The organism is Streptomyces sp. SUK 48 (genome assembly GCF_009650765.1).
In the GTDB taxonomy this organism is placed as follows: domain Bacteria; phylum Actinomycetota; class Actinomycetes; order Streptomycetales; family Streptomycetaceae; genus Streptomyces.
Genome location: NZ_CP045740.1, coordinates 6,790,378 through 6,817,184, shown reverse-complemented (window position 1 = coordinate 6,817,184; position 26,807 = coordinate 6,790,378). Strand labels below are relative to the sequence as shown.

The following is a 26,807-nucleotide window of genomic DNA, read 5'->3' as shown; positions in this document are numbered from 1 at the left end:
GCGCACAGACGACCGGCGCCGCCCCTGGAGGGGGCGGCGCCGGCCGGGTGCGGAGGGTGCGTCAGACCCTGCCGCGGCGGCCCCGCTCGTCGCAGCCGCCCTTGTCCTCGGGCTTGCCGTAGCCGGGGCACGGGGGCTCGGGCTCGACGCGGACGGTGACCGTGGCCGAGGCCGGCTCGCTGACGATCTCCCGGCCCTGCGGGTCGGTGGCGCCGGCCTGCGCGATGTTGGTGATCCGGCACTCGACGGTGCCGTCACCGCCATCGCCGCGGGTGCCGCTGTCCAGGCAGACGTCGGCGTCGGCCTGGGTGATCTGGTACGAGCCGTGGCAGGTGGTGGTCCCGCCGGGTGCCGGCGTGGTGTCGTCACAGGTCACCGTGGCGACCCGGTCGTCCGCGACGTGCACGTCGTGCAGCGGGGTGCTGCCGGTGTTGGTCACGGTGTACGCGTACCGGACCGTCGACCCGACCTGGTACGGGCCGCTGGAGACGACCCGCTTGTGCAGCGTGAGGTGCGGCCGCCCGACGGGGATGGTCTGGTACGTCTCCGGCGAGGTGACCCTCTCGCCGTTCGCGCCGCCGGTCGCCGTGGCGGTGTTGGTCACAAAGCCGGCCGTGCCGTCCGCCGCGGTGATGGTGTAGGTGCCGGTGCAGGTGGTGCTGTCGCCGGTCTCCTCCGCGGGAGCGAGCGTGCCGGACGCGCAGGTGATGTCCCGCACATGGTCGTCGTGCACCGCGACATCGGTCAGCTCCACACCGCCGGTGTTGCGGACGGTGTAGCGGTAGGTGACGGTCTGCCCGACGGAGTACGGACCGGGCGTCTCCACCTGCTTCTCGACCTCGATGCCCGGCACCCGCTCGATCGGCACGCTCATCGAGGACGGCGGTGAGGTGACCGTCTCCCCGTCCGAAGTGCCGGTGGCGGTGGCCGTGTTGTCGATCGAGCCGTGGGCGACGTCGGCGGCCGTCACGGTGTACGTGGCCGTACAGGTGACGGTCTGACCGGGCGCGAGGGTGGTCACCGGGCAGGAGACCGGGCCGGCCTTCGGGTCGTCGACGGCCAGGTCGTCGATGGTCGTACCGCCCGAGTTGGTGACCACGAAGTCGTACGGCACCCGCGAGCCGGCCGTCAGATCGCCGGGCAGCGGCTGCCTGGCCTGCTTCACCAGGTTCAGCTCGGGCAGCGGCCGGTCCGTGCGGACGACCACGTCGCGGATGAGGTGGGTGTCGGTGAACAGGCCGGTGGAGGCCGCGAATCCGAACTTGTAGGTCGGCGGCACCGGGGTCGGCGCGGCCGTCTGGAGCACCTGCTGGAAGCCGTTGCCGTCGTTGAAGTCGATGGACACGGTGACCTGCGGGTCGGGCGCCGGGGTGATCACCACGTGCACCCGGCGGCGCGAGGGCTCCAGGTCCCGCTCGGCCTGTACGGGGTCGTCCGACACCGTGGTGGTCGGGCCCTGGAGCTGCCCGGGGAGGGTCGACGGCCAGGGTCCGGTGGTGGAGAAGTTGCTGGTCGTGGCGGTGAGGAAGCAGTAGCCCTCGATGCCGTCACCGGGACCGCGCAGCGTGACCATGTCGGCCCCGGGCGCGGGCACATGGAAGCTCGTGCCCGCGGGCGAGCGCTGGTCGGGCGGGCAGCCGTTGCCGCGGTGCTCCCAGTCGCCGAAGTAGTTGCCGAGGACGTCGAGCCCGACGCCCAGGTAGCCGCTGTCCACACCGGGCTGGAACGCGGCGTTCGGGTCGTCGTCGGGCAGCTTCTGGGCGTAGCCGAGGCTGCCGCCGAAGGCGCCGGGATGGGTCAGCTGGGTTTCGCCGTCGACCAGGAAGAACGAGATGCCGTCGGCCGGGGCGATGTTGCCCGTGGTGGTGCCGTACTGCCACTGGTCGAAGGTGACGTCGAGGCCCTGGTCGGCGGGCAGCGCGTGGTTGTAGAGGACGGCGCCCGACTGGTCGTTCGAGGAGTCCGTCAGCCGCAGGTATCCGTGCGGGGCCGCGTTGTTGGGCGGCACCGGGCCGACGCCCTCGGTGCAGCCGCCGAGCGGGTGGTCGCCCGGCCCCGGCAGGGCGCCGGCCTGGGGCGCGCCGGTGAGACAGGCCGAGCCGACCCCGGTGAACTCCGGGGCGCTCGCCTGGGTGAACGTCTCCTCGGCGAGGACGGATCCGCCCTGTCGCGGCGCGGCGTGGGCGAGATCGCCGGTGCCCAGCGCCAGGGAGCCGCCCAGGCCGAAGGCGAGCGTCAGCGCGGCCGCGGCCAGCCGGGGGGTCCGTGCCGGTACGCCGAGCGGCGATGGGCGTGGTTTTCGCGTCATGCGCAGCATACGTAGCAGTCACGCTCCGTGAGCGACCGCTCCCGTGTCGCGTGTCCCCGTCGCGCACCCGGTCAGCCGCACCGGTCCACGCCTGCGGCGGGGCCGTCCGGGCGCCCTCTATCATCGGCGTCGGCCGTCGATGTCTCCCAGGGGGTCACGTGCTCGATGCCACCACCGTCCCCGCGCCGCCCGCGCCCCGCGCGGGGTTCACCGCCCGCTGCGTCCGCGCGCTGCTGTCGCCGTGGGCGCGGCTGTCGCTGCTGCTGGTGCTGCTGGCGGCCGCGGGCGCGCTGGTGCTGCTGTTCGATCCGCAGCGCCTGCTGACCCAGGGCTGGCCGCCGCGGACGGGCGGGCTGATGGCGGTGCTGGCGTTCGGGGCCGGCTACGGGCTGTGCACGGTGGCGTTCGTGCCGCGGCCCCTGCTGAACCTGGCCGCGGGCGCGCTGTTCGGCTCCCGGCTGGGCCTTGGGACCGCGCTCGCCGGGACGGTGCTCGGGGCCGGGCTGGCCTTCGGGCTCGGGCGGCTGCTCGGGCAGGACGCGCTGCGCCCGCTGCTGCGCGGCCGGTGGCTGCGGGCGGCGGACGGGCAGCTGAGCCGGCACGGGTTCCGCTCCATGCTGGCCGCGCGGCTCTTCCCGGGGGTGCCGTTCTGGGCGGCGAACTACTGCGCGGCGGTCTCCCGGATGGGCTGGCTGCCGTTCCTGCTGGCGACGGCGCTCGGGTCGGTCCCGAACACCGCCGCCTACGCGGTCGCCGGCGCCCGCGCCTCGGCGCCGACGTCGCCCGCGTTCCTGCTGGCGATGGCCTGCATCGCCGTGCCGGCCCTGGTGGGCACGGTGGTGGCGTGGCGGCAGCGGCACCGACTGCGCGGCCGCTGACGAGGGCGTGGCCGACGAGGAGGCCGGTGACGCGGGCGCCGGTGACCGGGGGCCGGTGACCGGGGGTGCGCCGGCCTCACGTCAGACGGATTCCAGGATCATCGCGTTGGCGAGACCGCCCGCCTCGCACATCGTCTGGAGGCCGTAGCGGGCGCCCCGTTCGCGCATGGCGTGCACCAGGGTGGTGGTCAGCCGGGTGCCGCTGGCGCCGAGCGGGTGGCCGAGGGCGATGGCGCCGCCCTTCACATTGACCTTGTCCAGGTCGGCGCCGGTCTCCTGCCGCCAGGCGAGGACGACGCTGGCGAACGCCTCGTTGACCTCGAACAGGTCGATGTCGCCGAGGGAGAGACCGGCCCGGGCGAGCACCTTCTCGGTGGCCGGGATGACCCCGGTGAGCATCAGCAGCGGGTCGGAGCCGGTGACCGCGAAGCTGTGCAGCCGGGCGAGCGGGCGCAGGCCGAGCCGGGCGGCGGTCTCGCTGGAGGTGATCAGGACGGCGGAGGCGCCGTCGTTGAGGGGGCTGGTGTTGCCCGCGGTGATGTTCCACTCGATCTGCGGGAAGCGCTCGGCGAAGTTCGGGTCGTGGTAGGCGGGCTTGAGCCCGGCGAGGACCTCCGGGGTGCTGTCGGGCCGTACGCACTCGTCGCGGGTGACGCCCTCCAGGGGCGCGGTCTCCGCGTCGAACAGCCCGGCCTGCCAGGCCGCGGCGGCCTTGTGGTGCGAGGAGACCGCGAAGGCGTCCATCTCCGCGCGGGTCAGCGACCACTTGGCGGAGATCAGCTCGGCGCTGATGCCCTGCGGGAGCAGCCCCTCGGGGTAGCGCGCGGCGACACCGGGCCCGAAGGGGTCCTTGCCCGCGGGCACGTTGGACCACATCGGCACCCGGCTCATCGACTCCACGCCGCAGGCGACGACCATGTCGTACGCGCCGGCGATCACCCCCTGGGCGGCGAAGTGCACGGCCTGCTGGGAGGAGCCGCACTGCCGGTCCACCGTGGTGGCCGGGACGGTGTCGGGCAGCCCGGCGGCGAGCACGGCGTACCGGGTGGTGTTCATGGCCTGCTCGCCGACCTGGTCGACGGTGCCGCCGATCACGTCGTCGATCAGCGCCGGGTCGATGCCGGAGCGCTCGACCAGGGACTTCAGGGTGTGGGCGAGCAGCTGGACGGGGTGCACCTGGGCGAGGGCACCGGTGGGCTTGCCCTTGCCGATCGGGGTGCGTACGGCCTCGACGATCACTGCGTCTCGCATGGTGCGGCCTCCTGCGGCGGAGCGGGCTCGTTCACGAGCGGGGTTACCGGTGGGTAGGAAATCCAAACTCACCATAGCCGGGTGGGTTGGAAAATCAAACCCACGGTCGGCACAGGGGAACCCGTACCGCCGACGCAGGAGAAACCACACTGTTCGCGAGGGTTGGAAAACCAAACCCTCAACTAAACTGGACCGCATGGCCGCACCGAAGGACCCGCGCCCCTGCTCCATCGCCGACACCCTCGCGGTGGTCGGAGAGAAGTACTCCCTGCTCGTCCTGCGGGAGGTGTGCCTGGGCAACGGCCGGTTCGACCAGCTGGCACGGAACATCGGCGCCCCGCGCGACATCCTGGCCGCCCGGCTGCGCCGGCTCGTGGAGGCCGGCGTGCTGACCAAGCGCGCCTACAGCGAGCATCCCCAGCGCTTCGACTACCGGCCGACCGCGGCGGGCCTGGAGCTGGAGCCGGTCCTGATGGCGCTCAAGGAGTGGGGCGACCGCCACCTGCGGCACCACACCGACCTGCCCATGACCATGGAGCACAGCTGCGGCCATGAGCTGGTCCCGGTGGTCACCTGCCGCGCCTGCGGCTCCCCCGTCCATCACGACGACCTGACGGCCCACCCGCAGACGCCGGGCTGGACCGTGCGGGGCCCCGCGGCGGCCTCCTGAGATTCCTGAAATTCCCCGCTGAACAGGGCAGTTGACCCACTTGTCACCCGTCTCACAGAGGCTCCGCGCCCCCGTTTCGGCCATCTCCCGGACACCACCCGGCGTCAACTCGGCCCGGCATATGCCACCTGAACTGGGCCGACCACGGGGTGCGGCGGACGGCGGCGGTGACCAACCACATACGTTCTGCGTAGCGGTGCGGTAGCGCAGTGTCAGCCCTTGCCCCTAGGCTGTTCCGCATGTCCCCCCATTTCCCGCCCCCTGGTTCCGCACGGTCTGCCGCCGAGGTGAACGAGCAGATCCGGGCGCTCTGGCTGCGCACGGGCGGCTCCCTCTCGGCCCAGGAGCGCGCGGAGTACGAACTGCTGGTCGTGGAGTGGGCCAAGGCGATCCGCGAGGAGATCATCAAGGCGGCCTGACGGGCCGCCCTCCAGGGCCTGATCCGCCGGACGGGCCCTACGCCCCCAGGTGCGCGAGCACGCCCTCCGCCGCCGGATACGCCCGCTCCTCGGGCAGCAGCGCCTCGGCCTTCTCCCGCTCCCCGGCCCGCACCGCCGCGTGCACCTCCCGGGCGAGGGGGGTCACGTCCTCGATGCCGACGATCCACTCATCGGCGTACCGCCGCGTGGCCTCGCCGGCGAGCCCGAGTTGCAGCGAGCGGTGGGGCAGCGCGTTGTGGTGGAGGTCCCGCTCCGGGTCCCACTGCACCCGCGCCGGTGCCCGCCCCAACTCCCGCTGCCAGGCCGCCCGGTCCGCGTGCACCCCGGACACGTAGTGCGACAGACAGGCGTGCCGCAGGGCCCACTCGAATCCCGCCCGGTCGATGTCGACCGCGAGCACGGTCTCCTGCCCCTCCTTGGTGCCCCAGCCGCAGCGGTACATCATCCAGAGGAACGACGGCTTGATCCAGGTCATCCTCTCCCGCTTCCACTCCCCCGGAAACCGCCCGGTGCGCGCGGCGGCGAGGCCGATGGCGGGCCGGTACGCCTGGTAGACGGTGATCGTGGTGTCCGTGTAGCGGGCGCGGATACGGAACTTCGGTTCGGAGGCGAGGGGTTGATCGTTCACGGAGGACAGGTTCGGCGCTCGCACCCGGTCGCGCCACCGGTTTTCCCGGCCCCACCGGTACGAGCAGCCCGGCCCACCGGCACGAGCGGCCCCTTCCGCCGGTACGGCCGCCACGGGTTCTCCCGCTCGCCCGAACCGCCGAATTTCCCCGCATACCCCTTGGCTCCGCCCGCGCCGTGGCCAAGACTGAGCCGATGACGCAGCGTGCCGAACTCGCGACCGTACTGGACCGGCTGGCCGTGGACGAGCTGGTCACCGCGTACGCGGTGACGGTGGACGACGGTGACTGGGCGGCGTACCCGGGCCTGTTCACGCCCCGGGGACGGGCCGACTACCGCTCGTCCGGCGGGATCGAGGGCGAGGCCGGGCAGGTCGCCGGGTGGCTCGCCGAGAACCTGGCGCGGTTCGCCGTGCGGCAGCATCTGATCGTCAACCGGCGGGTGCGGTTCGGGGTCCTGGAGCATGACACCGGGGACACCGCGCGGGTGCGGGCCGACTACTTCAACCCGATGCGCCGCACGGACGGGGACGGCCCGGCGGCGCCGGATCTGGAGTGCGGCGGCCGGTACGACTTCGGGCTGCTGCGCACCCCCGAGGGCTGGCGGATCGGCGAGGTCGTGGTCACCGAGAAGTGGCGGAGGACGGCCGCCGGACGGTGAGGCCCGGCAAGCGGAGGTGACGGCCCCGGACAGTGAGGCCCGGGAAGCGGAGGTGACGGCCCCGGACGGTGATCGCGGCGGTGATCGGCGGGACCGGCAGGCCCCCGGTCGCGGAGGCCGGCGGACCCCCGTCACGGAGGCCGGCAGGCCCCCTGTCGTAGATCGCTTGCGGCGCGCACACTGGAGCCCTGGGGTAGGGAGGCTCCGCATGACGACGATCGACCGGTGGCTGACCTCCCCCTGGCGGCGCTCCGCCGTCGTCGCCCTCGCGGGTGCCCTGCCCGTGCCGGCGTTCCCGGCGCCGTCGCTGTGGTGGTCCGCCTACGTCGCCCTGGTCCCGTGGCTGCTGCTGGCCCGCTCGGCGCCGACCGGACGGCGGGCGGCGTACGACGGCTGGTGCGGCGGCTTCGGCTACCTGATCGCGGTGCACCACTGGCTGCTGCCGAGCCTGCATGTGTTCATCTTCCTGATCGGCGCGCTGCTCGGCCTGCTCTGGATGCCTTGGGGCTGGCTGGTCCGCCGCTATCTGGGCGGCACCCCCTCCCCCGGGCGGTGCGCCGTCGCGCTCCTCGTGCTGCCCTCGGGCTGGCTGCTGGCGGAGCTGGTCCGCTCCTGGCAGGGGCTCGGCGGCCCCTGGGGCATCCTGGGCGCCAGCCAGTGGCAGGTGGCACCGGCGCTGCGGCTGGCCTCGGTCGGCGGGGTGTGGCTGCTGAGCTTCCTGGTGGTGGCCGTGAACGTGGCGGCGGCCGTGCTGATCGCCGTCCGCGGCGCGCGGATGCCCGCGGTGGCCACGGTGGTCGCCACCGCCGCCGCGACCACCGCCGCGTGGGCGTGGGCCCCCCGGCCGCAGATCGACGGCAGGACGCGGATCGCCGTCGTACAGCCGGGCGTCGTGGCCGGGCGGGACAGCCCGGAGGTGCGGTTCGACCGGGAGGAGCGGCTGACCCGGCGGATCGCCGGGCAGGACGTCGACCTGGTGGTGTGGGGCGAGTCCAGCGTGGGTTACGACCTCGCCGACCGGCCCGATCTGTCCCGGCGGATCGCCGCGCTGTCCCGCGCGACCGGCGCCGACGTGCTGGTGAACGTGGACGCCCGCCGCTCCGACCGGCCCGGTATCTACAAGAGTTCGGTGCTGATCGGCCCGAACGGCCCGACCGGCGACCGGTACGACAAGATGCGCCTGGTCCCGTTCGGCGAGTACATACCGGCCCGTTCCGTGCTCGGCTGGGCCACCTCGGTGGGCAAGGCAGCCGGCGAGGACCGCAGGCGCGGCACCGAGCAGGTCGTGATGAACGTGGGGCACGGACTGCGGATCGGCCCGCTGATCTGCTTCGAGACCGCGTTCCCCGACATGAGCCGGCATCTCGCCGAGGACGGCGCGGACGTGCTCCTCGGGCAGTCCTCCACCTCTACCTTCCAGCACAGCTGGGCGCCCAAGCAGCATGCCTCGCTGGCCGCGCTGCGCGCCGCCGAGACCGGCCGCCCGATGGTGCACGCGACCCTCACCGGCGTCTCCGCCGTGTACGGGCCCGGCGGACAGCGGCTCGGCCCCTGGCTGGGGACCGGCGCGAGCACCGCACGGGTGTACGACGTGCCGCTCGCGCACGGCATCACGCCGTACGTCCGCTACGGCGACTGGCCGGTGCACGCCGCGCTGCTGGTGCTGGCCGCGCTGTGCGCCGGCGAGGGCGTCCGGGCGCTCAGGCTGCGCCGGGGAGGTCCTGAACCGCTCGTACCACCCGCTCGCACAGCTCATGGGTCGCCAGCGCGTCCCGGGCGCTGAGCAGCTGCCCGGCGCGCACGGCGTCGACGAAGGTGTGGACCGCCTGTTCGATGCCGCGCTGGCGGGCCACCGGCACCCAGTCGCCGCGCCGGCGCAGGGTCGGCTGGCCCTTGTGGTCGATCACCTCGGCGAGGTTGAGCACCTGGCGCTTGGTGTCCTGCCCGGAGACCTCCAGGATCTCCTCCGCCGAACCGCTGAGCCGGTTCATCACACCGAGCGCGGTGAAGCCGTCACCGGCGAGCTGGAGCACCACATGGTGCAGCAGCCCGTCCCGGACGCGGCCGCGGACCGTGACGTCGTCGACCGGGCCCGGCGCCAGGAAGCGCAGGGTGTCGACGACGTGCACGAAGTCGTCGAGGATCATCGAGCGCGGCTCCTCGGGCAGCCCGACCCGGTTCTTCTGGAGCAGGATCAGCTCGCGCGGGTGCTCCAGGCACTGCGCGTACCCGGGGGCGTAGCGCCGGTTGAAGCCGACGAACAGCGAGACGCCCCGCTCCTCGGCCAGCTCCACCAGGCGCTCGGAGTCGGCCAGTTCGAAGGCGAGCGGCTTGTCGACGTATGTGGGGACGCCCGCCGTGAGCAGCCGGGTGACGATCTCGGGGTGGGCGGCGGTGGGCGCGTGCACGAAGGCCGCGTCGAGGCCGGCGGCGAGCAGCGAGTCGAGGCTGTCGTGCCGCTGCCCGGCGGGCAGGTGCAGGCCGTCGGCGACCCGGGCGAGGGTGGCGGGGGTGCGGGTGTGCAGATGGAGGTCGACCCCGGGCAGCGCGCTCAGCACCGGCAGATACGCCTTCCGCGCGATGTCCCCGAGTCCGATGCAGCCGACCTTCACGTGTCTCTCCCCTGCGGCTCGCCCTGCTGTACGTCTCCGGCAGCATACGGGGGCCGCCCGCCGGGCCGCTGGGCAGCTGAAATCCCCTGGCAGCGGGCGCACTCGACCGGTGAGGATGAGGGCATGACGAGTGAGCGCGACGAACCCGCCCTGAACGCCGGCGAACGCGAGATGCTGGAGGGCTGGCTGGACTTCCACCGCCGGACCCTGATCGCGAAGTGCGAGGGGCTGACCGACGAGCAGCTGCGGACCGCCTCGGTGCCGCCCTCCGAGCTGACCCTGCTGGGACTGGTGCGGCACATGGCCGAGGTCGAGCGGTTCTGGTTCCACGAGGTGCTGCTGGACGAGGACCTCGGCGTCCTCTACTGCTCCGAGGACGACGCGGACGGCGACTTCCATGTCACGGAGGCGGACACCTGGGAGGAGGCGCACGCCACCCACCGGGCCGAGGTGGAGAGGGCCCGGCGGGACACCGCGGGCCGCTCGCTCGACGAGCTGTCCCGGCGCACGGACCGCGCCGGCAAGGAGTACTTCACGCTCCGCTGGATCTACACCCACATGATCGAGGAGTACGCCCGGCACAACGGACACGCGGATCTGCTCCGGGAGCGGATCGACGGCAGCACCGGCGCCTGAGGCGTCAGCCGCGCGGGGCGAAAACCCCTCGTTCGGTGCGGGAGTTCACCCGGGCGGGCGCCTCCGGCTCGACTCTTTGATGCCAACCGGGTCCGGAACCAGCATCGTTGCCCGGGTGCATCGAACGACGACCACCACAGCGCTTCTGGTCACCGTCGCCGTCTCGGCCCTCACCGGCTGTGTGACGGTACGGCACACGGCGGCACCGGGACCGCCGCCGAGTGCCGCGCCCCCGCAGCACCCGGCGCCCCGCACGGACGGCAGCGCGTCACCACGGGTGGTGCAGGCACCGGCGCGGGAGGCGCTGGAGATGGTCGGCCCCTCCCAAGGGCCGGCCACCACCCCCGGGCCCGCCCCGCACGGAAACCAGGCCGCGCCACCGCCCGCGCACCGGGCCGCTCCCCCGCGCGCCCGGCCACCCCAGGCCCACCGCCCCGCCCAGGCACCGCCGCGTACCTCCCAGCGCGTCCCCGCGGACGTCTGCGACCTGGGCCGCGAGTACGGCGGCTGGCGCGGAAACAGCCCGGAATCGAAGATCTGCGAACAGACGTACGGCCGTCACTGAACGGGGTGGCGCCACAGCGGCCGGCGCCCCCGTCGACACCCCCCTCAAGAGCCGTCCCTCAACTGGGCCGCTGCCTGGGCGGCCCCCAGGACCCCCGGCCCCCGGACCACCCTCCGCCAGCCGCAGCTCCAGCCGTCCGATCGCCGCCCGGACGCCCTCTCCGTAGCCGTCGTCCGCGAGGGACTCCGCGGCGGTGCGGGCGTCGGTGAGGTGGGTGCGGGCGGCTTCGGGGCGGGCCAGCTTGATGTAGTCCGCGGCCAGGTTGAGGTGGAGGGAGGGGAAGAAGCCCGTGACGCCCCGGGGATCGCCGTCGGGCAGCTCCCGGGCGGCGGTCAAGGCCCGCAGGTCCCAGGCGAGTTCGTCGGCGGGGTCGTCCTGGGTGTCGGCGAGATAGTGCGCCAGGGTGCAGCGGTGCAGCGCATCCCCGTCCTCGCCGATCTCCGCCCACAGGTCGAGGAAACGGCTGCGGGCCTCCTCACGGTCACCGGCGTGGTGCAGCATCACGACCTGACCGATCCGTGTCAGCACCTCGTCCAGGGCCGTCTGTTCCCCTCGCTCCGCCACCGCGTCCTCCGGCGATCGTCCGCTGTCGTGCACCGACGCTAACCGGCGCCGCCCGGATTCCCGGTCAGGCGGCGCCGACGCCGCCGTCAGCCCAGGTCCGGGATGCGCCAGTCGATCGGCTCGTGGCCCTGGCGGGCGATCGCCTCGTTGATCTGGGTGAAGGGGCGGGAGCCGAAGAACTTCTTCGCGGACAGCGGGGAGGGGTGCGCGCCCTTGACCACCATGTGCCGCTCCTCGTCGATCAGCGGGAGCTTCTTCTGCGCGTAGTTGCCCCACAGCACGAACACGGCCGGGTCGGGGCGGGAGACCACCGCGCGGATCACGGCGTCGGTGAACTTCTCCCAGCCCTTGCCCTTGTGCGAGTTGGCCTCGCCGGCCCGCACGGTGAGGACCGCGTTGAGCAGCAGGACGCCCTGCCGGGCCCACGGCATCAGATAGCCGTTGTCCGGGACGGGCAGATCCAGTTCGGACTGCATCTCCTTGTAGATGTTGCGCAGCGACGGCGGGGTCTTCACGCCCGGACGGACCGAGAAGCACAGGCCGTGGCCCTGGCCCTCGCCGTGGTACGGGTCCTGGCCGAGGACGAGCACCTTCACCTGGTCGTACGGCGTGGCGTCCAGCGCGGCGAAGACCTCCTCGCGCGGCGGGTAGACGGGGCCCTTCGCCCGCTCCTCCTCGACGAACTCGGTCAGCTCCTTGAAGTAGGGCTGCTCCAGTTCGTCGCCCAGAACCCCGCGCCAGGACTCGGGCAGCATGGCGATGTCGGTCACGTCAACGTCCTCACGATGTGGATCAATTACCGCGTGCGGTCACTTCAGGATGCAGAACCTACAGGCGACCACTGACAACGGCCCCCGAAGGTCCGCTCCCCACCGCTCACCAGCTGGTTTTACGGTGCAGCGTCCACATCATCATGATCGTCGAGGGGTCGAGCGCCTGCTCACCGCCGGATATGTCGTCGCTGGCCGCCACGTACTGCCGTCCCTGCCACAGCGGCAGCAACCGCGCGTCGCCCGCGATGATCCGCTGGGCCCGCTCCATGTCGCCGACCGTCTTGGCACGGTCGCTCTGCGCCCGCGCGTGCGGCAGCAGCCGGTCGGTGATCTCCTTGGCCGGGTAGGGCGTGCCGAGCGCGTTGTGCGCGCCGGTGAAGGGCGCGATGAAGTTGTCCGCGTCGGGGAAGTCCGGGGACCAGCCGCGGCCGAACACCGGGTACTCGCCCTTCTGGTAGCCGACCACGTAGCTCTTCCAGGGGCGGCTCTCGAGCGTGACGGTGAACAGCCCGGAGCCCTCCAGCTGCCGCTTCAGCTCCTTGAACATCAAGGCGGTCTCGGAGCCGTAGCGGTCGGTGGTGTACCAGAGGGTCAGCGGGACCCTCTGGTGGATGCCCGCCTCCTGAAGGATCGTTTGGGCCTTGTCCGTGCTCGGGTCGCCGTACGTGTCGAAGAAGGCGGTGGTGTGCCCGACGAGGCCCTTGGGGACCATCGAGTACAGCGGGTCGACGGTGTCCTTGTAGACCTTGTGGGCGATCGCGCCCCGGTCCACCAGCTGGGCGATCGCCTTGCGCACGGCGGGCCGTCCGGCCCAGGGGTCCCTGGGGTCGAACACCAGGTAGCTGATGTCCGTGCCGGCGCCGTCCACGAGCTGGAGGTCGGAGTTGCCCTGCCGCTGGAGCGCGAGGATGTCGTCGGCGGCGAGGCCGCGGTAGGTGACGTCGATCTGCTTCGCGCGCAGCGCCTTGACCATGCCGGCGGAGTCCTGGAAGTAGCGGATGGTCACCGCGTCGTTCTGCCGCCGGGCGAAGCCGTGGTAGCCGCCGTTGCTGGTCAGGACGGCCTGCCGGCCCTCCTGGTACGACTGGAGCCGGTACGGCCCCGAGCCGTCGGCCCCGGAGCCCGTGCGCAGGGCGCGGGCCGGGTAGTCCTTCGGGTCCACGATCGACAGGGCCGGGGTGGCCAGCACGAACGGGAAGGTGGCGTCGGACTTGCCGAGGTGGAAGACGACCTCGCGGTCGCCGGAGGTGTCCACGCTGTCGAGGCTGCCGAGCAGTCCGGCGGGGCCGGCCGGGGCGTCGATGGCGCGGATGCGGTCGACGGAGTACTTGACCGCCTCGGCGTTCAGCGGGTCGCCGTCGGCGAACTTCAGGTCCGCGCGCAGCGTGCAGCGGTAGGTGCGGCTCGACGAGTCGGCGAAGGCGCAGCTCTGGGCGGCGTCCGGCTGGGGGGCCGTCGCGCCGTTCGGGTAGGCGAGGAGCGTCTGGTAGATGTTCCGGTACAGCTCCCAGGAACCGTCCCAGGCGCCGGCCGGGTCCAGGGTGCTGGGCGCGCTGGTGGTGCCGACCACGATCGGGTTCCCGCTGCCCGAGTCCCCGTCGGACAGCAGACCGCAGCCGCCGGCCGACAGCGACACGGAGGCGATCGCCGCGACTGACCGCAGGAATCGGTTCCGGTTGAACAACGCGCACGCTCCTCGATCCGCCTACCAAGGTCGGCAGACCTTACCGCAGCGTCAGTGCGCCCAACCTCCCTTGGAACATGGCCACTTGATCGAAAAAGCGCTGACGACGTTGTCATCCTCCGCCGCGTCCGCTGTGCGGTGCCCCGGGCGCCGGCCCGTCCGGAATCCGGCGCCCGGGAGGTGGTTTCACACCCCGGCGTTGAGGAAGAGCCCGCCGTCCACGACGAGGGTCTGACCGGTGACCCAGTCGGACTGCGCGGAGGTGAGGAACGCCGCGGCGCCGCCGATGTCGGACGGCACGCCGAGCCGGCCCAGCGGGTAGGAGGCGGCGGCCTCCTCCTCGCGGCCCTCGTACAGGGCCTGGGCGAACTTGGTCTTGACCACGGCCGGGGCGATCGCGTTGACCCGCACCTTCGGCGCGAACTCGTGCGCCAGCTGCTGGGTCAGGTTGATCATCGCGGCCTTGCTGACGCCGTACGCGCCGATGAACGGCGAGGGCGCGAGGCCCGCGATCGAGGCGATGTTGACGATCGCGCCGCCGTTGTCCTTCTGCCAGGCGTGCCAGGTCTTCTGGGCGAAGCCGAGGGCGGAGATCACATTCGTCTCGAAGACCTTGCGGGCGACGTTCAGGTCCAGGTCCGCGATGGGCCCGAACACCGGGTTGGTGCCCGCGTTGTTGACCAGGTGGTCGAGGCGTCCGAACGCCTCCATGGTGCGCTCGACGGCCTCGCTCTGGTGGCCGAGGTCGTGCGCCTTGCCGGCCACGCCGATGACCCGCTCGGCGCCGAGCTTGTCGACGGCCTCCTTGAGCGCGTCCTCGTTGCGGCCGGTGATGCACACCCGGTCGCCGCGCGCGACGAGGGCCTCGGCGACGCCGTAGCCGATGCCGCGGCTGGCCCCGGTGACCAGGGCGACCTTGCCGGACAGGGGCGGGAGTTCTGCGGAAGTCATGTGCGGTGTCCCCTAGTCGAGCGGTCCGCCGGCGACGTACAGCACCTGGCCGGAGACGAATCCGGCCGCCTCGCCGGTGAAGAAGGCGATGGCGTTGGCGATGTCCTCGGGCTCACCGACGCGCTGCACCGGGATGGCGCCGGCGGCGGCCTTCTTGAAGTCGTCGAAGCCCATGCCGACACGGTCGGCGGTGGCCTTGGTCATCTCGGTGGCGATGAAACCGGGGGCGACGGCGTTGGCGGTGATGCCGAACTTGCCGAGCTCGATGGCGAGGGTCTTGGTGAAGCCCTGGAGACCCGCCTTGGCCGCCGAGTAGTTGGCCTGGCCGCGGTTGCCGAGCGCCGAGGAGGAGGACAGGTTGACGACCCGCCCGAAGCCGGCGTCGACCATGTGCTTCTGCACGGCCTTGGTCATCAGGAACGAGCCGCGCAGATGCACGTTCAGGACGGTGTCCCAGTCGGAGACGCTCATCTTGAACAGCAGGTTGTCGCGCAGCACGCCCGCGTTGTTGACCAGGATCGTCGGGGCGCCCAGCTCCGCGGCGATCCGGGCGACGGCGGCCTCGACCTGCGCCTCGTCGGACACGTCGGCGCCGACCGCGATGGCCTTGCCGCCGGCCGCGGTGATCTTCTCGACGGTGTCCTTGCAGGCGGCCTCGTCCAGGTCGATCACGGCGACGGCGCGGCCCTCGGCGGCCAGCCGTACGGCCGTCGCGGCACCGATGCCGCGCGCGGCGCCGGTGACGACCGCGACCCGCTGTTCAGTGGTGGACATGTGCTGTTTCTCCTCGCCCCTTGAGAGAACCCGTACGACCCTGCGCGAGGGCCTTCCGGTGCGGTGAGCGACCGCTTAGTATCTTCAGCCCACCCGACGCTAGAAGCCCTGGCACCCGGTGTCAACGGCTCATCCGGCCGTTGTGATCCATTACCTCACCAGGAGGTCCAGCAATCGCTCCGCCTCGGCGGCCGGGTCGGCGGTCAGGCCGGTGTGCACCGGTCCGGGCTGGACCACGGTGGAGCGGGGGGCGATCAGCCAGCGGAACCGCCGTCCGGCGTCGTCCCCGGCCGCCTGCCCGGCCCCGGCGCCGCCCGCGCAGTGCCGCTCGATCGCGGTGAGCGCCGCCCTGATCCCGGCCGCGTCGGCCGCCGGGTCCAGGGCGCGCAGCCGGTCCTCGTCCAGGTGGGTGCGGGCGCCGACGTAGCCCTGGGCGCGGCAGTAGACGGCCACACCCGCGTTGAGGCACTCCCCGCGTTCGATCCGGGGTACGACCCTGATCAGCGCGTACTCGAAGACGTCCCGGTCGCCGCCCTGGCCGGCCCGGGTGATGTGGCGCTCGGTCACATGGCCGGCCATGTGGATGTGGGTCTCGCTCACTTGCCCTCCTGGGTGCCGGTGCCGGTGATGCGCTCGGCGATGACGGCGGCGCGCGCGAGCAGCGGGCGCGCGTAGGCCCGGCGCAGCTCGTCCGGGGTGCCGAAGCCGGGTTCTCCGGTGAGCCAGGCGTCCGGGATCTCGGCGGTGACCTCGGCGAGCAGGTCCTCGGTGACGCGGGGCGCGAGGTCGGCGGCGGCCGCGGCGAGGTCGGGGGCGAAGCCGGCGAGGGCGTGCTCGGCGGCGTCGTAGGGGCGGGCCGCGGACTTCTCGGCGGCGGGCCAGTTGTGGTGCCAGATCATGGTGGCGCCGTGGTCGATGAGCCACAGCTCGCCGCGGTGGACCAGGAGGTTGGGGTTGCGCCAGGAGCGGTCCACATTGTTGATCAGCGCGTCGAACCAGATGATCCGCCCGGCCTCCTCGGGGCTCACCGCGAAGGCGAGCGGGTCGTAGCCGAGGGCGCCGGAGAGGAAGTCCATGCCGAGGTTGGTGCCGCCGCTGCCGCGCAGCAGGTCCTGCACCTGCTGCTCGGGCTCACCGAGCCCGAGCACGGAGTCCAGTTCGACGGTGACCAAACGGGGCACCCGGAAGCCGAGGCGCCGGGCGAGTTCGCCGCACACCACCTCGGCGACCAGGGTCTTGCGGCCCTGTCCGGCTCCGGTGAACTTCATGACGTAGGTCCCGAAGTCGTCGGCCTCGACGAGCCCCGGCAGCGAGCCGCCCTCACGCAGCGGCGTGATGTAGCGGGTCGCGGTGACTTCCTTGAGCATCGCCCCAGGTTACTGGGGCCGGCCGCGGCGCGGGGGCGCGAGACCCCCGAGCACCTCGCCGGTGGTCGTGACGGTCGCGACCAGGGCGAGGGTGTGGCGGATCATCGCGGCGGTGTAGTCGGCGGGCACCCCCGCGATGGCGTCGGCCGGGACGACGGCGGTGTAGCCGAGGTTGACCGCGTCGAACACCGCGTTGGGGATCGCCACGTTGGCCGAGACGCCGGTGACGATCAGGGTGTGGCAGCCGAGGTTGCGCAGCAGGGCGTCGACGCCGGTCCCGTGCAGCGGGGAAAGACCGTGCAGCCGCCGTACGACGAGATCCTCCTCGGCGGCCTCGATCGGCGGCGCGACCCGCACCGCCGTACTGCCGGACAGCTGGTGCACGGGCAGCCGTTCGGCGGCGCGGAACAGCCGGGCGTTGCGGTTCGCGCCCCGGCCGTCCGGGCGGCGCTCGGCGATCGCGTGGATCACCTGGACACCGGCTCGGTGCGCGCCGTCGACCAGCCGGGCGACGTTGCCGAGGGCCCCCGAGGAGCGGGCCGCGCGGGCGAGTTCGGGCAGGGCCGCGTCCGGTCCCACCACGCCCCGCTGGCACTCGACGGTCAGCAGCACGGTGTGCGCGGGATCGAGGAGGTCGCCCAGCCGCTCGTACGCCGCCATCGCCTGCCTTTCGCCGGAGCCCGGGGCGGTGAGGGTAACGGCCGCGCGCGGGAGAGGGAAGACGAGGGCGGCCGGGCCGTTCCCTTTCCTGACGTCATGTCAGAGGATCGCCACCGGAAGGGATTTCCGGTACGCCGAGTACGACGAGTACGACGACGAGGAGGCCGCATGTCCGCCGCCGAGCAGCGCCGGGGCCGCAGGATCATGATGTCGCCCGGCGAACTGGACGCGTTCCTGGCCGGACAGCGCACCTGCCGGGTCGCGACCGTCTCCGCCGACGGCGCCCCGCACGCGAGCGCGCTCTGGTTCCTCTGGGACGGCGGCGCGCTGTGGCTCTACTCGCTGGTGCGCAGCCGCCGTTGGGCCCAGCTCGGCCGCGATCCCCGGGTGGCGGTGGTGGTCGACGCGGGCGAGGAGTACGGCGAGCTGCGCGGGGCCGAGCTGGCGGGCCGGGTGGAGTTTGTCGGCGAGGCGCCCCGCACCGGGCGGCCCTGCCCCGAACTCGTTTCGGTGGAACCGGCGTTCGCGCGCAAGTACTTCGGTCTGGACGAGCTGCCGCACGACGGCCGGCACGCGTGGGCCCGGCTGGTGCCGGAGCGGATCGTCTCCTGGGACTTCCGCAAACTCGGCGCCCTGTGATCCGCCGGCCCCGGGGTCAGTCGGCCTTCCGCGCGGCCTCGCGCAGGGCCTCGACCGCCGCGCGGATGGAGGGGCGGCGGTCGGCGTCGGCCCGCCAGATGACGTAGACGTGCCGGCGCACCCGCTGGGTGAGCGGTACGAGGATCACGCCGTCCGGCACCGGATGGCGGCCCAGCAGCGGGGCGATGCACACCCCCAACCCCGCTGACACCAGCTGGAGTTGGGTATGGGTCTCGCCCGCGCGATGGCCGACGATCGGCTCCACGCCCTTGGAGCGCAGGGTGAACATCAGCCACTCGTGGCAGAACTCGCCCTCGCCCCAGGTGATCCACTCGTCCTCGGCGAACTCGGCGAGGTCCACCTCGGCGTGGCCGGCGAGCCGGTGGCCCGCGGGCATGGCGACCTCGGCGGGATCGTCCAGGAGCGGCGCCTTGACCAGTCCGTCGGGCACCGGCATCGGCTTGTTGTACCAGTCCAGGACCACCGCGAGATCGAGGTCGCCGCGCACGACGGCGGCGATGCCCTGCTCCGGCTCCAGCTCGCTGGAGCGCACCCGCAGCCCCGGGTGCTCGGCGCGCAGCGCCCGCAGGGCCACCGGGAACAGGCCCCGGGCGGCGGTGGGGAACGCGGAAAGCCGCAGCTCGCCGACGACCTGCCCGCGGTGTGCCTCCAGATCCGACTCGGCCAGCTCCACCTGCGACAGGATGCGCGCCGCGTGCTCCGAGAGCAGCCGGCCGGCGTCGGTGAGCCGTACACCCCGGCCGTTCTTGGCGAGCAGCCGCTGGTTGATCTCGCGCTCCAGCTTGCCCAGCTGCTGGGAGACGGCGGAGGTGGTGACGTGCAGCGCGTCGGCGGCGGCGCTGACCGAGCCGTGCCGGGCCAGGGCGTCCAGGGTGCGCAGGCGCTCCAAGTTCAACATATAAGCGATCCTACGAGATACCTCGTGAGATTTCTCGATTGTGCTACGACGTCTGGTCCCGCATGGTAGGCGTCATGAGCACGGTCACCGCACCCCGAACCCCGTCCCCCGCCACGCCGGACCGGTCGCCCGCCACCCAGGACCAGTCGCCTCCTCGCCCGCGCCTCGACTGGCGGCTGCGCTTCGGCGCCCTGTCGCTGATCTGGGGCTTCAGCTTTCTGCTGATCAAGGTGGGGACGAGCGGGTACGCCCCGTTCCAGGTCACCCTCGGCCGGCTGGTCTTCGGTACGGCGGTGCTGGTGGCGGCGATGGCCGTCAAGCGGGAGCGGCTGCCGCGCGGAAGCCGGCTGTGGGCGCACATGGCGGTCGCGGCGTTCTTCCTGAACGCCCTGCCGTTCTCCCTCTTCGCCTATTCCGAGCTGACCATCCCCTCCACCCTGGCCGGCATCTGCAACGCCACGTCGCCGCTGTGGGGCATGGCGCTGTCCGTGGTCGCGCTCTCCGAGGACCGGCCCACCCGGGTCCGGGTGGCCGGGCTGGGGCTCGGCTTCCTCGGGGTGCTGACGGTGCTCGGCGCCTGGCAGGGCTTCCACGGCCTCGACGCCACCGGCACGGCGATGGCCCTGCTCGCCTCGCTGAGCTACCCGGTGGGCTGGATCTACGTCCGCCGGACGCTGGCGGGCACGGGCAACTCCCATCTGTCGATGACCGGCGGGCAGTTGCTGGTGGCCACGGTGCAACTGGCCGTCGTCACTCCCCTGTTCACCGGCATGCCGAAGCACTTCGCCCTGGTGCCGCTGCTGGCCGTCGCCGCGCTGGGCGCGCTCGGCACCGGACTCGCCGTGCTCCTCCAGTACGGGCTGGTCGCCGAAGTCGGTCCCACGACCGCGCAGATGGTCACCTACTTCATCCCGGTCATCGCGACCGCGGCGGGCGTCGCGATCCTCGGGGAGACGCTGCGCTGGAACACTCCGGCGGGCGCGGCGATCGTGCTCGCGGGGGCGGCGCTCACCCAGGTGCGGGGGCGGAAGGGCGCCTGAGGGGCCGGACGCGGCATGCCGCTAGCCGTAAAGACGCGGCATGCCGCTACCCGTACACCCGTGACGGAGACGGCCGTACCGCCGCCTCGATCGCCTCCGCCAGCGGTTCGATGTCCGCCGCGGTCAGCGGGGACACCGTGACCCGGACGGCCGGGGGGCAGGCCAGGCGGAAGCGGGCGCCCGGGGCGACGACCCAGCCGGACTGGAGCAGGCGGGCGACGGCGGTGGTCTCGTCGGGGACCGGGATCCAGAGGTTCACGCCGGTGCGGCCGTGGGCCTCGACGCCCCGGGCGGCGAGGGCGTCGATCAAGGGCCGGCGCCGGGAGCGGTACGACTGCGCCACCGCCGTACGGTCCACCGCTCCCCCGCTCCACAGATGGGCCACCGCGCGCTGGAGCAGCAGGCTCACCCAGCCGGGGCCGAGGCGCAGCCGGCCGCGGACCCGGTCGACGGTCACCGGGTCGCCCGCGAGGACGGCGAGGCGCAGATCGGGGCCGTAGGTCTTGGCCGCGGAGCGCGCGAAGGCCCAGTGCCGGGTGGCACCCGCGAGGGGGTGCGGGGGCAGGTCCACGATGCCGTGGCCGTGGTCGTCCTCGATCAGCAGGGTGTCCGGATGCGCGCGCAGCACCGCGCGCAGGGCATCCGCGCGGCCGGCGGTCACGGCGGCGCCGGTCGGGTTCTGGGCGCGGGTGGTGACGATCACCGCGCGGGCCCCTTCCGCCAGGGCGCGGGCCAGGTCCGCGGGCGACGGACCGTCGTCGTCCACCCCCACCGGGACCGTGCGCAGCCCGAGCGCCGGCATCAGATCGAGGACGCTGCCCCAGCCGGGGTCCTCGACGGCGACGGCGTCACCGGGTCTGAGGTGGGCGGCGAGGACGCGCTCGACGGCGTCGAGGGAGCCCGAGGTGACGGTGAGGGGACCCTCGGGGACGCCGTCGGCGTCGAGTTCGGCGCGGGCGACCCGGATCAGACCGGGGTCGACGGGGTCGTCGCCGTAGAGGACGGGCCGCCGGTCCCCCGCCTCGGCCGCCGCCGCGAGCGCCGGGGCGAGCAGGGGCAGCAGGTCCGGGTCCGGGTTGCCGGTGGACAGGTCGCGGGCGCCCGGCGGCACCTCCACCCGCAGCTGATCGCGTCCGGTGGTGACCGGCTTGGGCCGCACCCGGCTGCCGCGCCGCCCCGCGGTCTCGATCACCCCGCGCTCGCGCAGCGTGCGATAGGCGGCCGCGACGGTATTCGGATTCACCCCCAGCCGCGTCGCCAACTCCCGCATGGGCGGCAATGGTTGGCCGGGGCGCAGCTCCCCGGCGCCCACCGCGCGCTCGACGTCGGCCGCGATCTCAGCTGCGCCGCGCCCCTCGATCCGATACTCTCCTAGCACAAAATCCATTATGCACTAGTACAAAGCGAATCGCCTGTCGGCATCGCCTTGGAAGGACCGTCATGCCCGGCACCACCGCGGAGACCCAGCCCACCGCCTACTCCCCGACCGACCGCACCGTGCCCACGCGCGACGCGGACCGGGCGTCGTACGACAGGGAGGTGGTGCACGCGATACTGGACGAGGGGTACGTCTGCCATCTGGGCTTCGTGCGCGACGGCGCCCCCGTGGTGCTGCCCACGCTGTACGGCCGGGTGGGCGAGCGGCTCTACGTGCACGGCTCGACGGGTTCGCGCCCGCTGCGGATGACCGGCGCCGCCGATCCGGGCCTCCAGGTGTGCCTGACCGTGACCCACGTGGACGGTCTGGTCCTGGCCCGCTCCGCCTTCAACCACTCCGTCAACTACCGCTCGGTGGTGGTGCACGGCATCGCGCACGAGGTCACCGACCCCGAGGAGCGGCGCCGCGCGCTGGACGCCCTGGTGGACCATGTCGTGGCCGGGCGCGCCGCCGACTCCCGGCCCGCGAACAAGAAGGAGCTGGCCGCCACCGCGGTGATCCGCCTGGACCTGGACGAGGTCTCCGCGAAGATCCGCACCGGCGACGCCGTCGACGAGCCCGGGGACCTCACCCTCCCGTACTGGGCCGGCGTCGTCCCGCTCCGCAAGGGGTACGGCGCCCCGGTCCCGAACGCCGACCTGGCGCCCGGGACCGCGCTGCCGGACTACCTCACCGGGGAGTGACTCCCCTTCGGCGCGGCGGGGTTGTCACCGGACCCCGCCGGGTGTCCGCCCCCGCGCACCGCCCCCTCGCTCACGGTCAGGCCCGCGACCGCCGCGAGCATCAGCAGGGTGCCGGCCACGGTGGTGACCGTGAGCCGCTCGCCGAGCAGCAGCACGGCGAGGACGGCCGCGGTCACCGGTTCGAGGAGCATGATCACGGAGACGGTGGCGGAGCGCACGACGGCCGCGCCCGCGAAGTACAGGGCGTACGCGAGCGCCGTGGGCACGGCGGCGATGTAGCACAGGAGCCACAGCAGCCGGGCCGGGTGACCGGTGTGCGGGAGCAGCCCCTCGTGCAGCGCGAACGGCAGCAGGCACAGGGTGGTCACCGCGAACGCCCCGACGGTGGTCGCGGACGCGTCGGCGCCGCCGTCCCGGCCCCACCGGCGGGTCAGCAGGGTCATGGCGCCGTAGCCCGCGGCCGACAGCAGGGCGAGCAGCACGCCCTGGGGGCGGACGGTCGCGGCCGAGTCGCCGAAGGTCAGGACGGCGAGTCCGGCGAGGGCACCGGCGACGGACAGAACGCCGCCCGCGCCGAGCCGTTCACCGAGCAGCAGCCGGGCGCCGAGCGCGATGAGCACGGGGCCCGCGCCGAGGGTGACGACGGTGGCCACGGCGAGTCCGGTGGCCGCCACGGCCGCGAAGTAGGCGGTCTGGAACACCGCGAGTCCGAGCCCGGTGGCGAGGGCCTTCAGCACCCGGCGCGCCGTCGGTTCGGTGGTGGCCCGCCGGGCCCTCGGACGCAGACCGCGGCCGGCGAGCAGCAGCAGGAGCCCCAGCGCGCAGCGCCAGAAGGAGAGGCCGAAGGCGCCCAGGTCGCTGGTCCGGTAGACCAGCGAGGCGGCGGCCCCGGCGGTGCCCCAGGCGGCACCGGTGACGATCAGATAGAGCAGGCCACGCCCTACGGGCAGGCCGGTGGACGTGTTCGCGTTCGCGTCCGTATTCGCGTTCGCGTTCCAGTTCGAGTTCGAGTTCGACAAGGGAGTTTCTCCGCAGAAACGCACCTGAGAGGCGCGGAAGTTCGGGGGCGGCCCGATGGATCGGGTCGCGCGGACTTCGTCTGCGGGCAGCACCGTCCGGCCCGGCGCTCCTCGCGCCGGGCGGGTGTCCCGGAGGCCCGCCTCAGGCGGCGGGCGGCGGAAGTACGAGCGTGGACGGCATGACCAGCACCTTAAGCCGAGGTGCGCTGCCCGGACAACGCCCTTTCCGGGCCGCCGGCGGCCACCGGTTCCAGGGAGCCCTCGGCGGGCGCGGCGGACTGGGCGATGAACGCGCCGGCCAGGACGACGACACCGCCGAGGACCTGCGGCGCGGACAGGTGCTCGCCGAGCAGCACCCAGGCCAGCACGGTCGCGATCACCGCCTCCAGACAGGCCACGACCCCGGCGACCTGCGGGGACAGCCGTCGTACGGACACCACACCGGTGACGTAGGCGACCACCGTGGCGACCAGCACGATCCAGACGAGCAGGGCGAGGGCGGGTACGGCGGTGCCGTTCATCCGCGCCGAGCCGGTGAGCGCGGCCCAGTGGATCTCCCAGGGGCGGGCGACGGCGGTGAGCACGAGGGCGCCCACGATCAGGCCGTAGGCGATGACGCCCAGCGGGTCCGGCGCCCGGGTGCCCGCGTCGCTGCCCTGGTCGGAGAGGATGAAGTAGCCGACCTGGCAGCAGGCGGCGGCGAGCGCGAAGGCCAGGCCGAGCGCGTCGAAGCTCAGTCCCGACCAGACCTCCACCACACAGGCGAGCCCGCCGGCCGCGAGGACGGCACCGAGCGCGGCGGCGCGGGTGACGGGCCGCCGCTGCACGAACCGCACCCAGCCGAGCACCAGCGCGGGGGCCAGGTACTCGACGAGCAGCGCCACGCCCACGGGTATGCGGGAGATCGCCGCGAAGTAGCAGCCCTGGACGCCGGCGACGGCGAACAGACCGAATCCGAGGAGCAGCGCGGGACGGCTGCGCGGCAGGGCGCGATGGCGCCAGGCGAGCGGCAGCATCACCAGGGCGGCGCCGGTCACCCGCAGCCAGACCACGTGCAGCGGGTCGAGGCCCGATTCGATCAGCGGCTTGGCGGCCACTCCGGACCCGCCGAAGGCCAGCGCGGAGACGAGCGCGAGCCCCAGCCCGACGCCTCTGCCGCCGCTGTCACTGCTCTCAGAGGTACGCACCGGCACATGATGGCAGGCGGCGACAGGAGCGTCATCCTCGTTGACACCTGTCTCAGGAGATGGACCGCGGAGGGGAATCCGCCCGGGTTCGAGGCGGTCTCAGAAGGCCGCGTCCCCCGCGAGCTCCCCGGGCCCGGCCGCGCCGAACTCACCGGGACCGGCCTCGATCCAGGCGGAGCCCCGCTCGGCACCGCAGTCGGCGCCGCGGTCGGCGCTCAGGGCGGAGATCCGGCCGGAGAGCTCGTGGGCGTCGACGCCCGCGCGGGCGAGTACCTCGACGGCCCGGGAGTCCGGGTCGGCGACGAGCGCGGCGAACAGATCGGGCGCCTCGGCCGCGTCCCCGCCGCGCCGCCGCGCCCGCTCCCGGGCCCGGTGCAGTGCGGCGGCCGCCGCCGGGGACCAGTCCCCCGCGTCGCCCGCGGCGGGCCGGGGTACGACGGGGATGGCGTCCGAGTCCTCCACGCTGCCCTGCCAGCGCAGGCCGTAGCCGATGCTGCGCTGCACCAGATAGCCGAGGAGCCGGGCGAGTTGGGGCGGGCCGCCCACGACGGAGCGCACCTCGGGGTCCTGTTCGAGGAGCGAGTGCAGCAGATGGGCGGTGTCGATCTGCCGGTCGCCGTCCCGCACGGCCCGGCGGCGGGCACCGGCGACCACCGTCGCGAGCTCGGCGCCGAGCCCTGCGGCGTCCTGGTGCGGGTGCGCCTCGGGGGACCGGAGGCGGTCGGACGGGCGGTACGGGATTGCACAACCCCACCTCATCAGCCACAACGGGCCGAGTCATCCTCGAGCGGAACCATGTGGGCGTCCCACGCAGAGTGGACATCGCCCTCGGCGATCTCATCCTTGGGGAGGAGATTTCGGCCGATCCGTCTCGGGGGCGCGTGCCGGTTTGCGCACCACCGCCCGGGCAACCGCCGTACGTCACTCGGGACATGGAGGGCAGGGGCGGGTGGCACCGCCATGACGAGAGCGCCCTGCCGCGCGCGTGGGACCTGTTCGACGCGGCGATGCTCCGGCGCGTCGGCTGAGGCGCCCGCGCCCTTCGATTCCTGACGTTCCATCAGTATTGAATGTTCACGGCCCCGGGGCTACGTTCCGCGACACCGTAGCCGGATTCGCCCGAACCGAAGGGGTGGTCGCATGGCCGAAGTCAGCGCGGAGGCACGCATCGAGGCGCCGGCCGACAAGGTGTGGGCACAGCTCACCGACTGGTCGTCGTACGGGGAGTGGAACGCCACCCACACCGGCTTCCCCGCGGGCGGTCCGCGATCGCTCGCCGTAGGGGGCACGTTCCGGGAGAACATGAAGCTGATGGGGTTCCCGGCCGAGGTCGACTGGACGATCGAGGAGCTGGAGCCGGCCCGGGTGTTCGCGATCCGCGGCAAGGGCCCGATGGCGGTCACCGTCGCCACCCGCTACACGCTCACCCCGGACGGAAACGCCACGAACCTGCGTATCGACGGCGAGTTCACCGGCGCCGCGGTGTCGCTGATGGCGGCCCGGCTCAAGGACTCGGCGACGACGGCCTTGACCGAGTCGCTGCGCAAGCTGGACGGGCTGGTCGGCTGAGGCGGGGACGGCCGGAGACGGCCGGAGACGGACGGGGACGAACGGGGACACGGAAGGGGCCCCGCGGAACCGCTCCGCGGGGCACCCTGACCCCGTCTTCCCGCGACGACGGCTCAGTCCTCGTCGGCGAGGATGAGGTACAGCTTCTTGCGGGCCTCGTTGACGACGGCCAGCGCCTTCTCGCGCTGCTCCTTGGTGCCGGTCTTCCAGACCTGGCCGAAGGCTTCCATCAGCCCCATGCCGGCCTGCCGGATCTCGCCCAGCGCCTCCCAGTCGACCCCGCGCGACGCCTCCTCCCACGGCGCCTCCGGACCCTCCTCGGCGGCACCGCGACCGCTGTCGGTGAGGGAGAACAGCTTCTTGCCGCCCTCGCTCTCGCTGACGATCAGACCCTCGTCCTCCAGCATCTGGAGGGTGGGGTAGACCGAGCCGGGGCTGGGCTTCCAGGCGCCGCCGCTGCGTTCGGCGATCTCCTGGATCATCTCGTAGCCGTGCATGGGCCGCTCCTTCAGCAGGGCCAGGATCGACGCCCGCACGTCACCGCGCCGCGCCCGCCCCCTGGGGCCGCCCCGCCCCCGGTGCCCCCAGGGCCCGAACCCCGGACCGAAGCCGGGTCCACCGGGCCCGAACCCCGGTCCGCCCGGACCTCCCGGCCCCCCGGGCCCGAACGGCCCGAACGCGGCCCGCCGCGCCTCGAAGCCGCCCATGCCCGCGTCCATACCGCGACGGCCACGACCCTCGCGCCGCTCGAATCCATGTCCACGCATGGTGATCACTCCATTCCATCGCTGATCTATTGCGTCTGCATCGCGTATCGTTCGCGATGCCTCAACGATATATCGGAACCGATCGTCTGCCAAGCCCCTTTCCATCGATCGCCTCTGCTGTTCCGC

At 73.2% G+C, this 26,807-nt stretch carries 28 protein-coding genes and 1 pseudogene; 11 read left to right on the top strand and 18 right to left on the bottom strand.

The features are described from left to right. Positions 1 to 61: 61 nt before the first annotated feature. On the bottom strand, positions 62 to 2,308 hold the full coding sequence (locus GHR20_RS30265; protein ID WP_153814947.1) for a DUF11 domain-containing protein: 2,247 nt from the start codon (positions 2,306 to 2,308) through the stop codon (positions 62 to 64). A 158-nt stretch (positions 2,309 to 2,466) separates the two neighbouring features. On the opposite strand from GHR20_RS30265, the gene GHR20_RS30260 reads away from it, so the two are divergent. Further along, on the top strand, positions 2,467 to 3,186 hold the full coding sequence (locus GHR20_RS30260; RefSeq protein ID WP_243878162.1) for a VTT domain-containing protein: 720 nt from the start codon (positions 2,467 to 2,469) through the stop codon (positions 3,184 to 3,186). 81 nt (positions 3,187 to 3,267) lie between these two features. Here the strand turns inward: GHR20_RS30260 and GHR20_RS30255 are convergent, their stop codons facing one another. Next, positions 3,268 to 4,437: a thiolase family protein gene (locus GHR20_RS30255; protein ID WP_153814946.1), complete on the bottom strand. Its 1,170-nt coding sequence runs from the start codon at positions 4,435 to 4,437 to the stop codon at positions 3,268 to 3,270. 196 nt (positions 4,438 to 4,633) lie between these two features. Between GHR20_RS30255 and GHR20_RS30250 the strand changes: the two genes are divergently transcribed. Both GHR20_RS30250 and GHR20_RS30245 read left to right on the top strand, forming a co-directional pair. Continuing rightward, positions 4,634 to 5,107, top strand: coding sequence for a helix-turn-helix domain-containing protein (locus GHR20_RS30250; protein WP_153814945.1), 474 nt, complete (start codon positions 4,634 to 4,636; stop codon positions 5,105 to 5,107). A 239-nt stretch (positions 5,108 to 5,346) separates the two neighbouring features. Then, on the top strand, positions 5,347 to 5,526 hold the full coding sequence (locus tag GHR20_RS30245; protein WP_085562683.1) for a hypothetical protein: 180 nt from the start codon (positions 5,347 to 5,349) through the stop codon (positions 5,524 to 5,526). 37 nt (positions 5,527 to 5,563) lie between these two features. Here the strand turns inward: GHR20_RS30245 and GHR20_RS30240 are convergent, their stop codons facing one another. Then, complete coding sequence (locus tag GHR20_RS30240) at positions 5,564 to 6,184, bottom strand: DUF4291 domain-containing protein (RefSeq protein WP_148026923.1); 621 nt, start codon at positions 6,182 to 6,184, stop codon at positions 5,564 to 5,566. 185 nt (positions 6,185 to 6,369) lie between these two features. Between GHR20_RS30240 and GHR20_RS30235 the strand changes: the two genes are divergently transcribed. Beyond that, a complete protein-coding gene (locus GHR20_RS30235; RefSeq protein WP_111585364.1) occupies positions 6,370 to 6,834 on the top strand; it encodes a nuclear transport factor 2 family protein in 465 nt (154 codons plus the stop codon). A gap of 208 nt (positions 6,835 to 7,042) precedes the next feature. Then, positions 7,043 to 8,617: an apolipoprotein N-acyltransferase gene (gene lnt / locus GHR20_RS30230; RefSeq protein WP_153814944.1), complete on the top strand. Its 1,575-nt coding sequence runs from the start codon at positions 7,043 to 7,045 to the stop codon at positions 8,615 to 8,617. On the opposite strand, the gene GHR20_RS30225 is transcribed toward lnt, so the two are convergent. Then, the gene (locus tag GHR20_RS30225; RefSeq protein ID WP_153814943.1) at positions 8,535 to 9,446 is read right to left on the bottom strand and encodes a Gfo/Idh/MocA family oxidoreductase; all 912 of its coding nucleotides are present in this window, start codon (positions 9,444 to 9,446) and stop codon (positions 8,535 to 8,537) included. The genes lnt and GHR20_RS30225 overlap by 83 nt on opposite strands. Before the next feature lie 123 nt (positions 9,447 to 9,569). On the opposite strand from GHR20_RS30225, the gene GHR20_RS30220 reads away from it, so the two are divergent. Together GHR20_RS30220 and GHR20_RS37775 are read left to right on the top strand one after the other, a co-directional pair. Beyond that, positions 9,570 to 10,082, top strand: a complete 513-nt coding sequence (locus tag GHR20_RS30220) for a DinB family protein (RefSeq protein WP_111585361.1) — start codon at positions 9,570 to 9,572, stop codon at positions 10,080 to 10,082. A 115-nt stretch (positions 10,083 to 10,197) separates the two neighbouring features. Then, positions 10,198 to 10,647, top strand: a complete 450-nt coding sequence (locus tag GHR20_RS37775) for a hypothetical protein (protein WP_343336025.1) — start codon at positions 10,198 to 10,200, stop codon at positions 10,645 to 10,647. A 58-nt stretch (positions 10,648 to 10,705) separates the two neighbouring features. On the opposite strand, the pseudogene GHR20_RS30215 reads toward GHR20_RS37775, so the two are convergent. The 8 genes and pseudogenes from GHR20_RS30215 to GHR20_RS30180 all read right to left on the bottom strand — a co-directional run bounded on the left by GHR20_RS30215 (position 10,706) and on the right by GHR20_RS30180 (position 17,420). Then, a pseudogene (locus tag GHR20_RS30215) lies at positions 10,706 to 11,211 on the bottom strand (hypothetical protein). A gap of 86 nt (positions 11,212 to 11,297) precedes the next feature. After that, a complete protein-coding gene (ung, locus tag GHR20_RS30210; protein WP_111585358.1) occupies positions 11,298 to 11,981 on the bottom strand; it encodes a uracil-DNA glycosylase in 684 nt (227 codons plus the stop codon). 106 nt (positions 11,982 to 12,087) lie between these two features. After that, positions 12,088 to 13,668 (bottom strand): ABC transporter substrate-binding protein, encoded by a 1,581-nt coding sequence (locus GHR20_RS30205; RefSeq protein ID WP_153814942.1) that lies wholly within the window; start codon positions 13,666 to 13,668, stop codon positions 12,088 to 12,090. A 186-nt stretch (positions 13,669 to 13,854) separates the two neighbouring features. Beyond that, complete coding sequence (locus tag GHR20_RS30200) at positions 13,855 to 14,619, bottom strand: SDR family oxidoreductase (RefSeq protein ID WP_148026880.1); 765 nt, start codon at positions 14,617 to 14,619, stop codon at positions 13,855 to 13,857. Between the two features lie 12 nt (positions 14,620 to 14,631). Then, positions 14,632 to 15,393, bottom strand: a complete 762-nt coding sequence (gene fabG, locus GHR20_RS30195; RefSeq protein ID WP_111585355.1) for a 3-oxoacyl-ACP reductase FabG — start codon at positions 15,391 to 15,393, stop codon at positions 14,632 to 14,634. 150 nt (positions 15,394 to 15,543) lie between these two features. Continuing rightward, entirely contained in the window at positions 15,544 to 15,993 is a 450-nt protein-coding gene (locus GHR20_RS30190; protein ID WP_111585354.1) for a DUF3037 domain-containing protein, read from the bottom strand. Further along, positions 15,990 to 16,760 (bottom strand): HipA family kinase, encoded by a 771-nt coding sequence (locus GHR20_RS30185; protein ID WP_111585353.1) that lies wholly within the window; start codon positions 16,758 to 16,760, stop codon positions 15,990 to 15,992. The genes GHR20_RS30190 and GHR20_RS30185 overlap by 4 nt, the downstream gene beginning before the upstream one ends. A gap of 9 nt (positions 16,761 to 16,769) precedes the next feature. Further along, positions 16,770 to 17,420, bottom strand: coding sequence for a cysteine hydrolase (locus GHR20_RS30180; protein WP_111585352.1), 651 nt, complete (start codon positions 17,418 to 17,420; stop codon positions 16,770 to 16,772). A gap of 168 nt (positions 17,421 to 17,588) precedes the next feature. On the opposite strand from GHR20_RS30180, the gene GHR20_RS30175 reads away from it, so the two are divergent. Then, a complete protein-coding gene (locus GHR20_RS30175; RefSeq protein ID WP_153814941.1) occupies positions 17,589 to 18,059 on the top strand; it encodes a pyridoxamine 5'-phosphate oxidase family protein in 471 nt (156 codons plus the stop codon). A 16-nt stretch (positions 18,060 to 18,075) separates the two neighbouring features. Here the strand turns inward: GHR20_RS30175 and GHR20_RS30170 are convergent, their stop codons facing one another. Next, on the bottom strand, positions 18,076 to 18,978 hold the full coding sequence (locus GHR20_RS30170; protein ID WP_153814940.1) for a LysR family transcriptional regulator: 903 nt from the start codon (positions 18,976 to 18,978) through the stop codon (positions 18,076 to 18,078). A 74-nt stretch (positions 18,979 to 19,052) separates the two neighbouring features. On the opposite strand from GHR20_RS30170, the gene GHR20_RS30165 reads away from it, so the two are divergent. Continuing rightward, complete coding sequence (locus tag GHR20_RS30165; RefSeq protein WP_194859025.1) at positions 19,053 to 20,018, top strand: DMT family transporter; 966 nt, start codon at positions 19,053 to 19,055, stop codon at positions 20,016 to 20,018. 46 nt (positions 20,019 to 20,064) lie between these two features. Here GHR20_RS30165 and GHR20_RS30160 read toward each other — a convergent pair whose 3' ends face one another. Further along, a complete protein-coding gene (locus GHR20_RS30160) occupies positions 20,065 to 21,396 on the bottom strand; it encodes an aminotransferase class I/II-fold pyridoxal phosphate-dependent enzyme (RefSeq protein ID WP_153814938.1) in 1,332 nt (443 codons plus the stop codon). 62 nt (positions 21,397 to 21,458) lie between these two features. Between GHR20_RS30160 and GHR20_RS30155 the strand changes: the two genes are divergently transcribed. After that, positions 21,459 to 22,139, top strand: coding sequence for a pyridoxamine 5'-phosphate oxidase family protein (locus GHR20_RS30155; RefSeq protein WP_153814937.1), 681 nt, complete (start codon positions 21,459 to 21,461; stop codon positions 22,137 to 22,139). On the opposite strand, the gene GHR20_RS30150 is transcribed toward GHR20_RS30155, so the two are convergent. The 3 genes from GHR20_RS30150 to GHR20_RS30140 form a co-directional block, all read right to left on the bottom strand. Then, the gene (locus GHR20_RS30150; RefSeq protein WP_153814936.1) at positions 22,121 to 23,158 is read right to left on the bottom strand and encodes an EamA family transporter; all 1,038 of its coding nucleotides are present in this window, start codon (positions 23,156 to 23,158) and stop codon (positions 22,121 to 22,123) included. The two genes, GHR20_RS30155 and GHR20_RS30150, sit on opposite strands and share 19 nt — an antisense overlap. Positions 23,159 to 23,349: 191 nt before the next feature. Continuing rightward, positions 23,350 to 24,351, bottom strand: coding sequence for an EamA family transporter (locus tag GHR20_RS30145; protein ID WP_111585345.1), 1,002 nt, complete (start codon positions 24,349 to 24,351; stop codon positions 23,350 to 23,352). 93 nt (positions 24,352 to 24,444) lie between these two features. Further along, entirely contained in the window at positions 24,445 to 25,104 is a 660-nt protein-coding gene (locus GHR20_RS30140) for a Clp protease N-terminal domain-containing protein (RefSeq protein ID WP_153814935.1), read from the bottom strand. A 381-nt stretch (positions 25,105 to 25,485) separates the two neighbouring features. Here GHR20_RS30140 and GHR20_RS30135 point away from each other — a divergent pair, with 381 nt between their 5' ends. Then, positions 25,486 to 25,914, top strand: a complete 429-nt coding sequence (locus GHR20_RS30135; protein ID WP_111585343.1) for an SRPBCC family protein — start codon at positions 25,486 to 25,488, stop codon at positions 25,912 to 25,914. A gap of 113 nt (positions 25,915 to 26,027) precedes the next feature. Here the strand turns inward: GHR20_RS30135 and GHR20_RS30130 are convergent, their stop codons facing one another. Next, the gene (locus GHR20_RS30130; RefSeq protein WP_111585512.1) at positions 26,028 to 26,681 is read right to left on the bottom strand and encodes a PadR family transcriptional regulator; all 654 of its coding nucleotides are present in this window, start codon (positions 26,679 to 26,681) and stop codon (positions 26,028 to 26,030) included. Between the last annotated feature and the right edge of the window lie 126 nt (positions 26,682 to 26,807).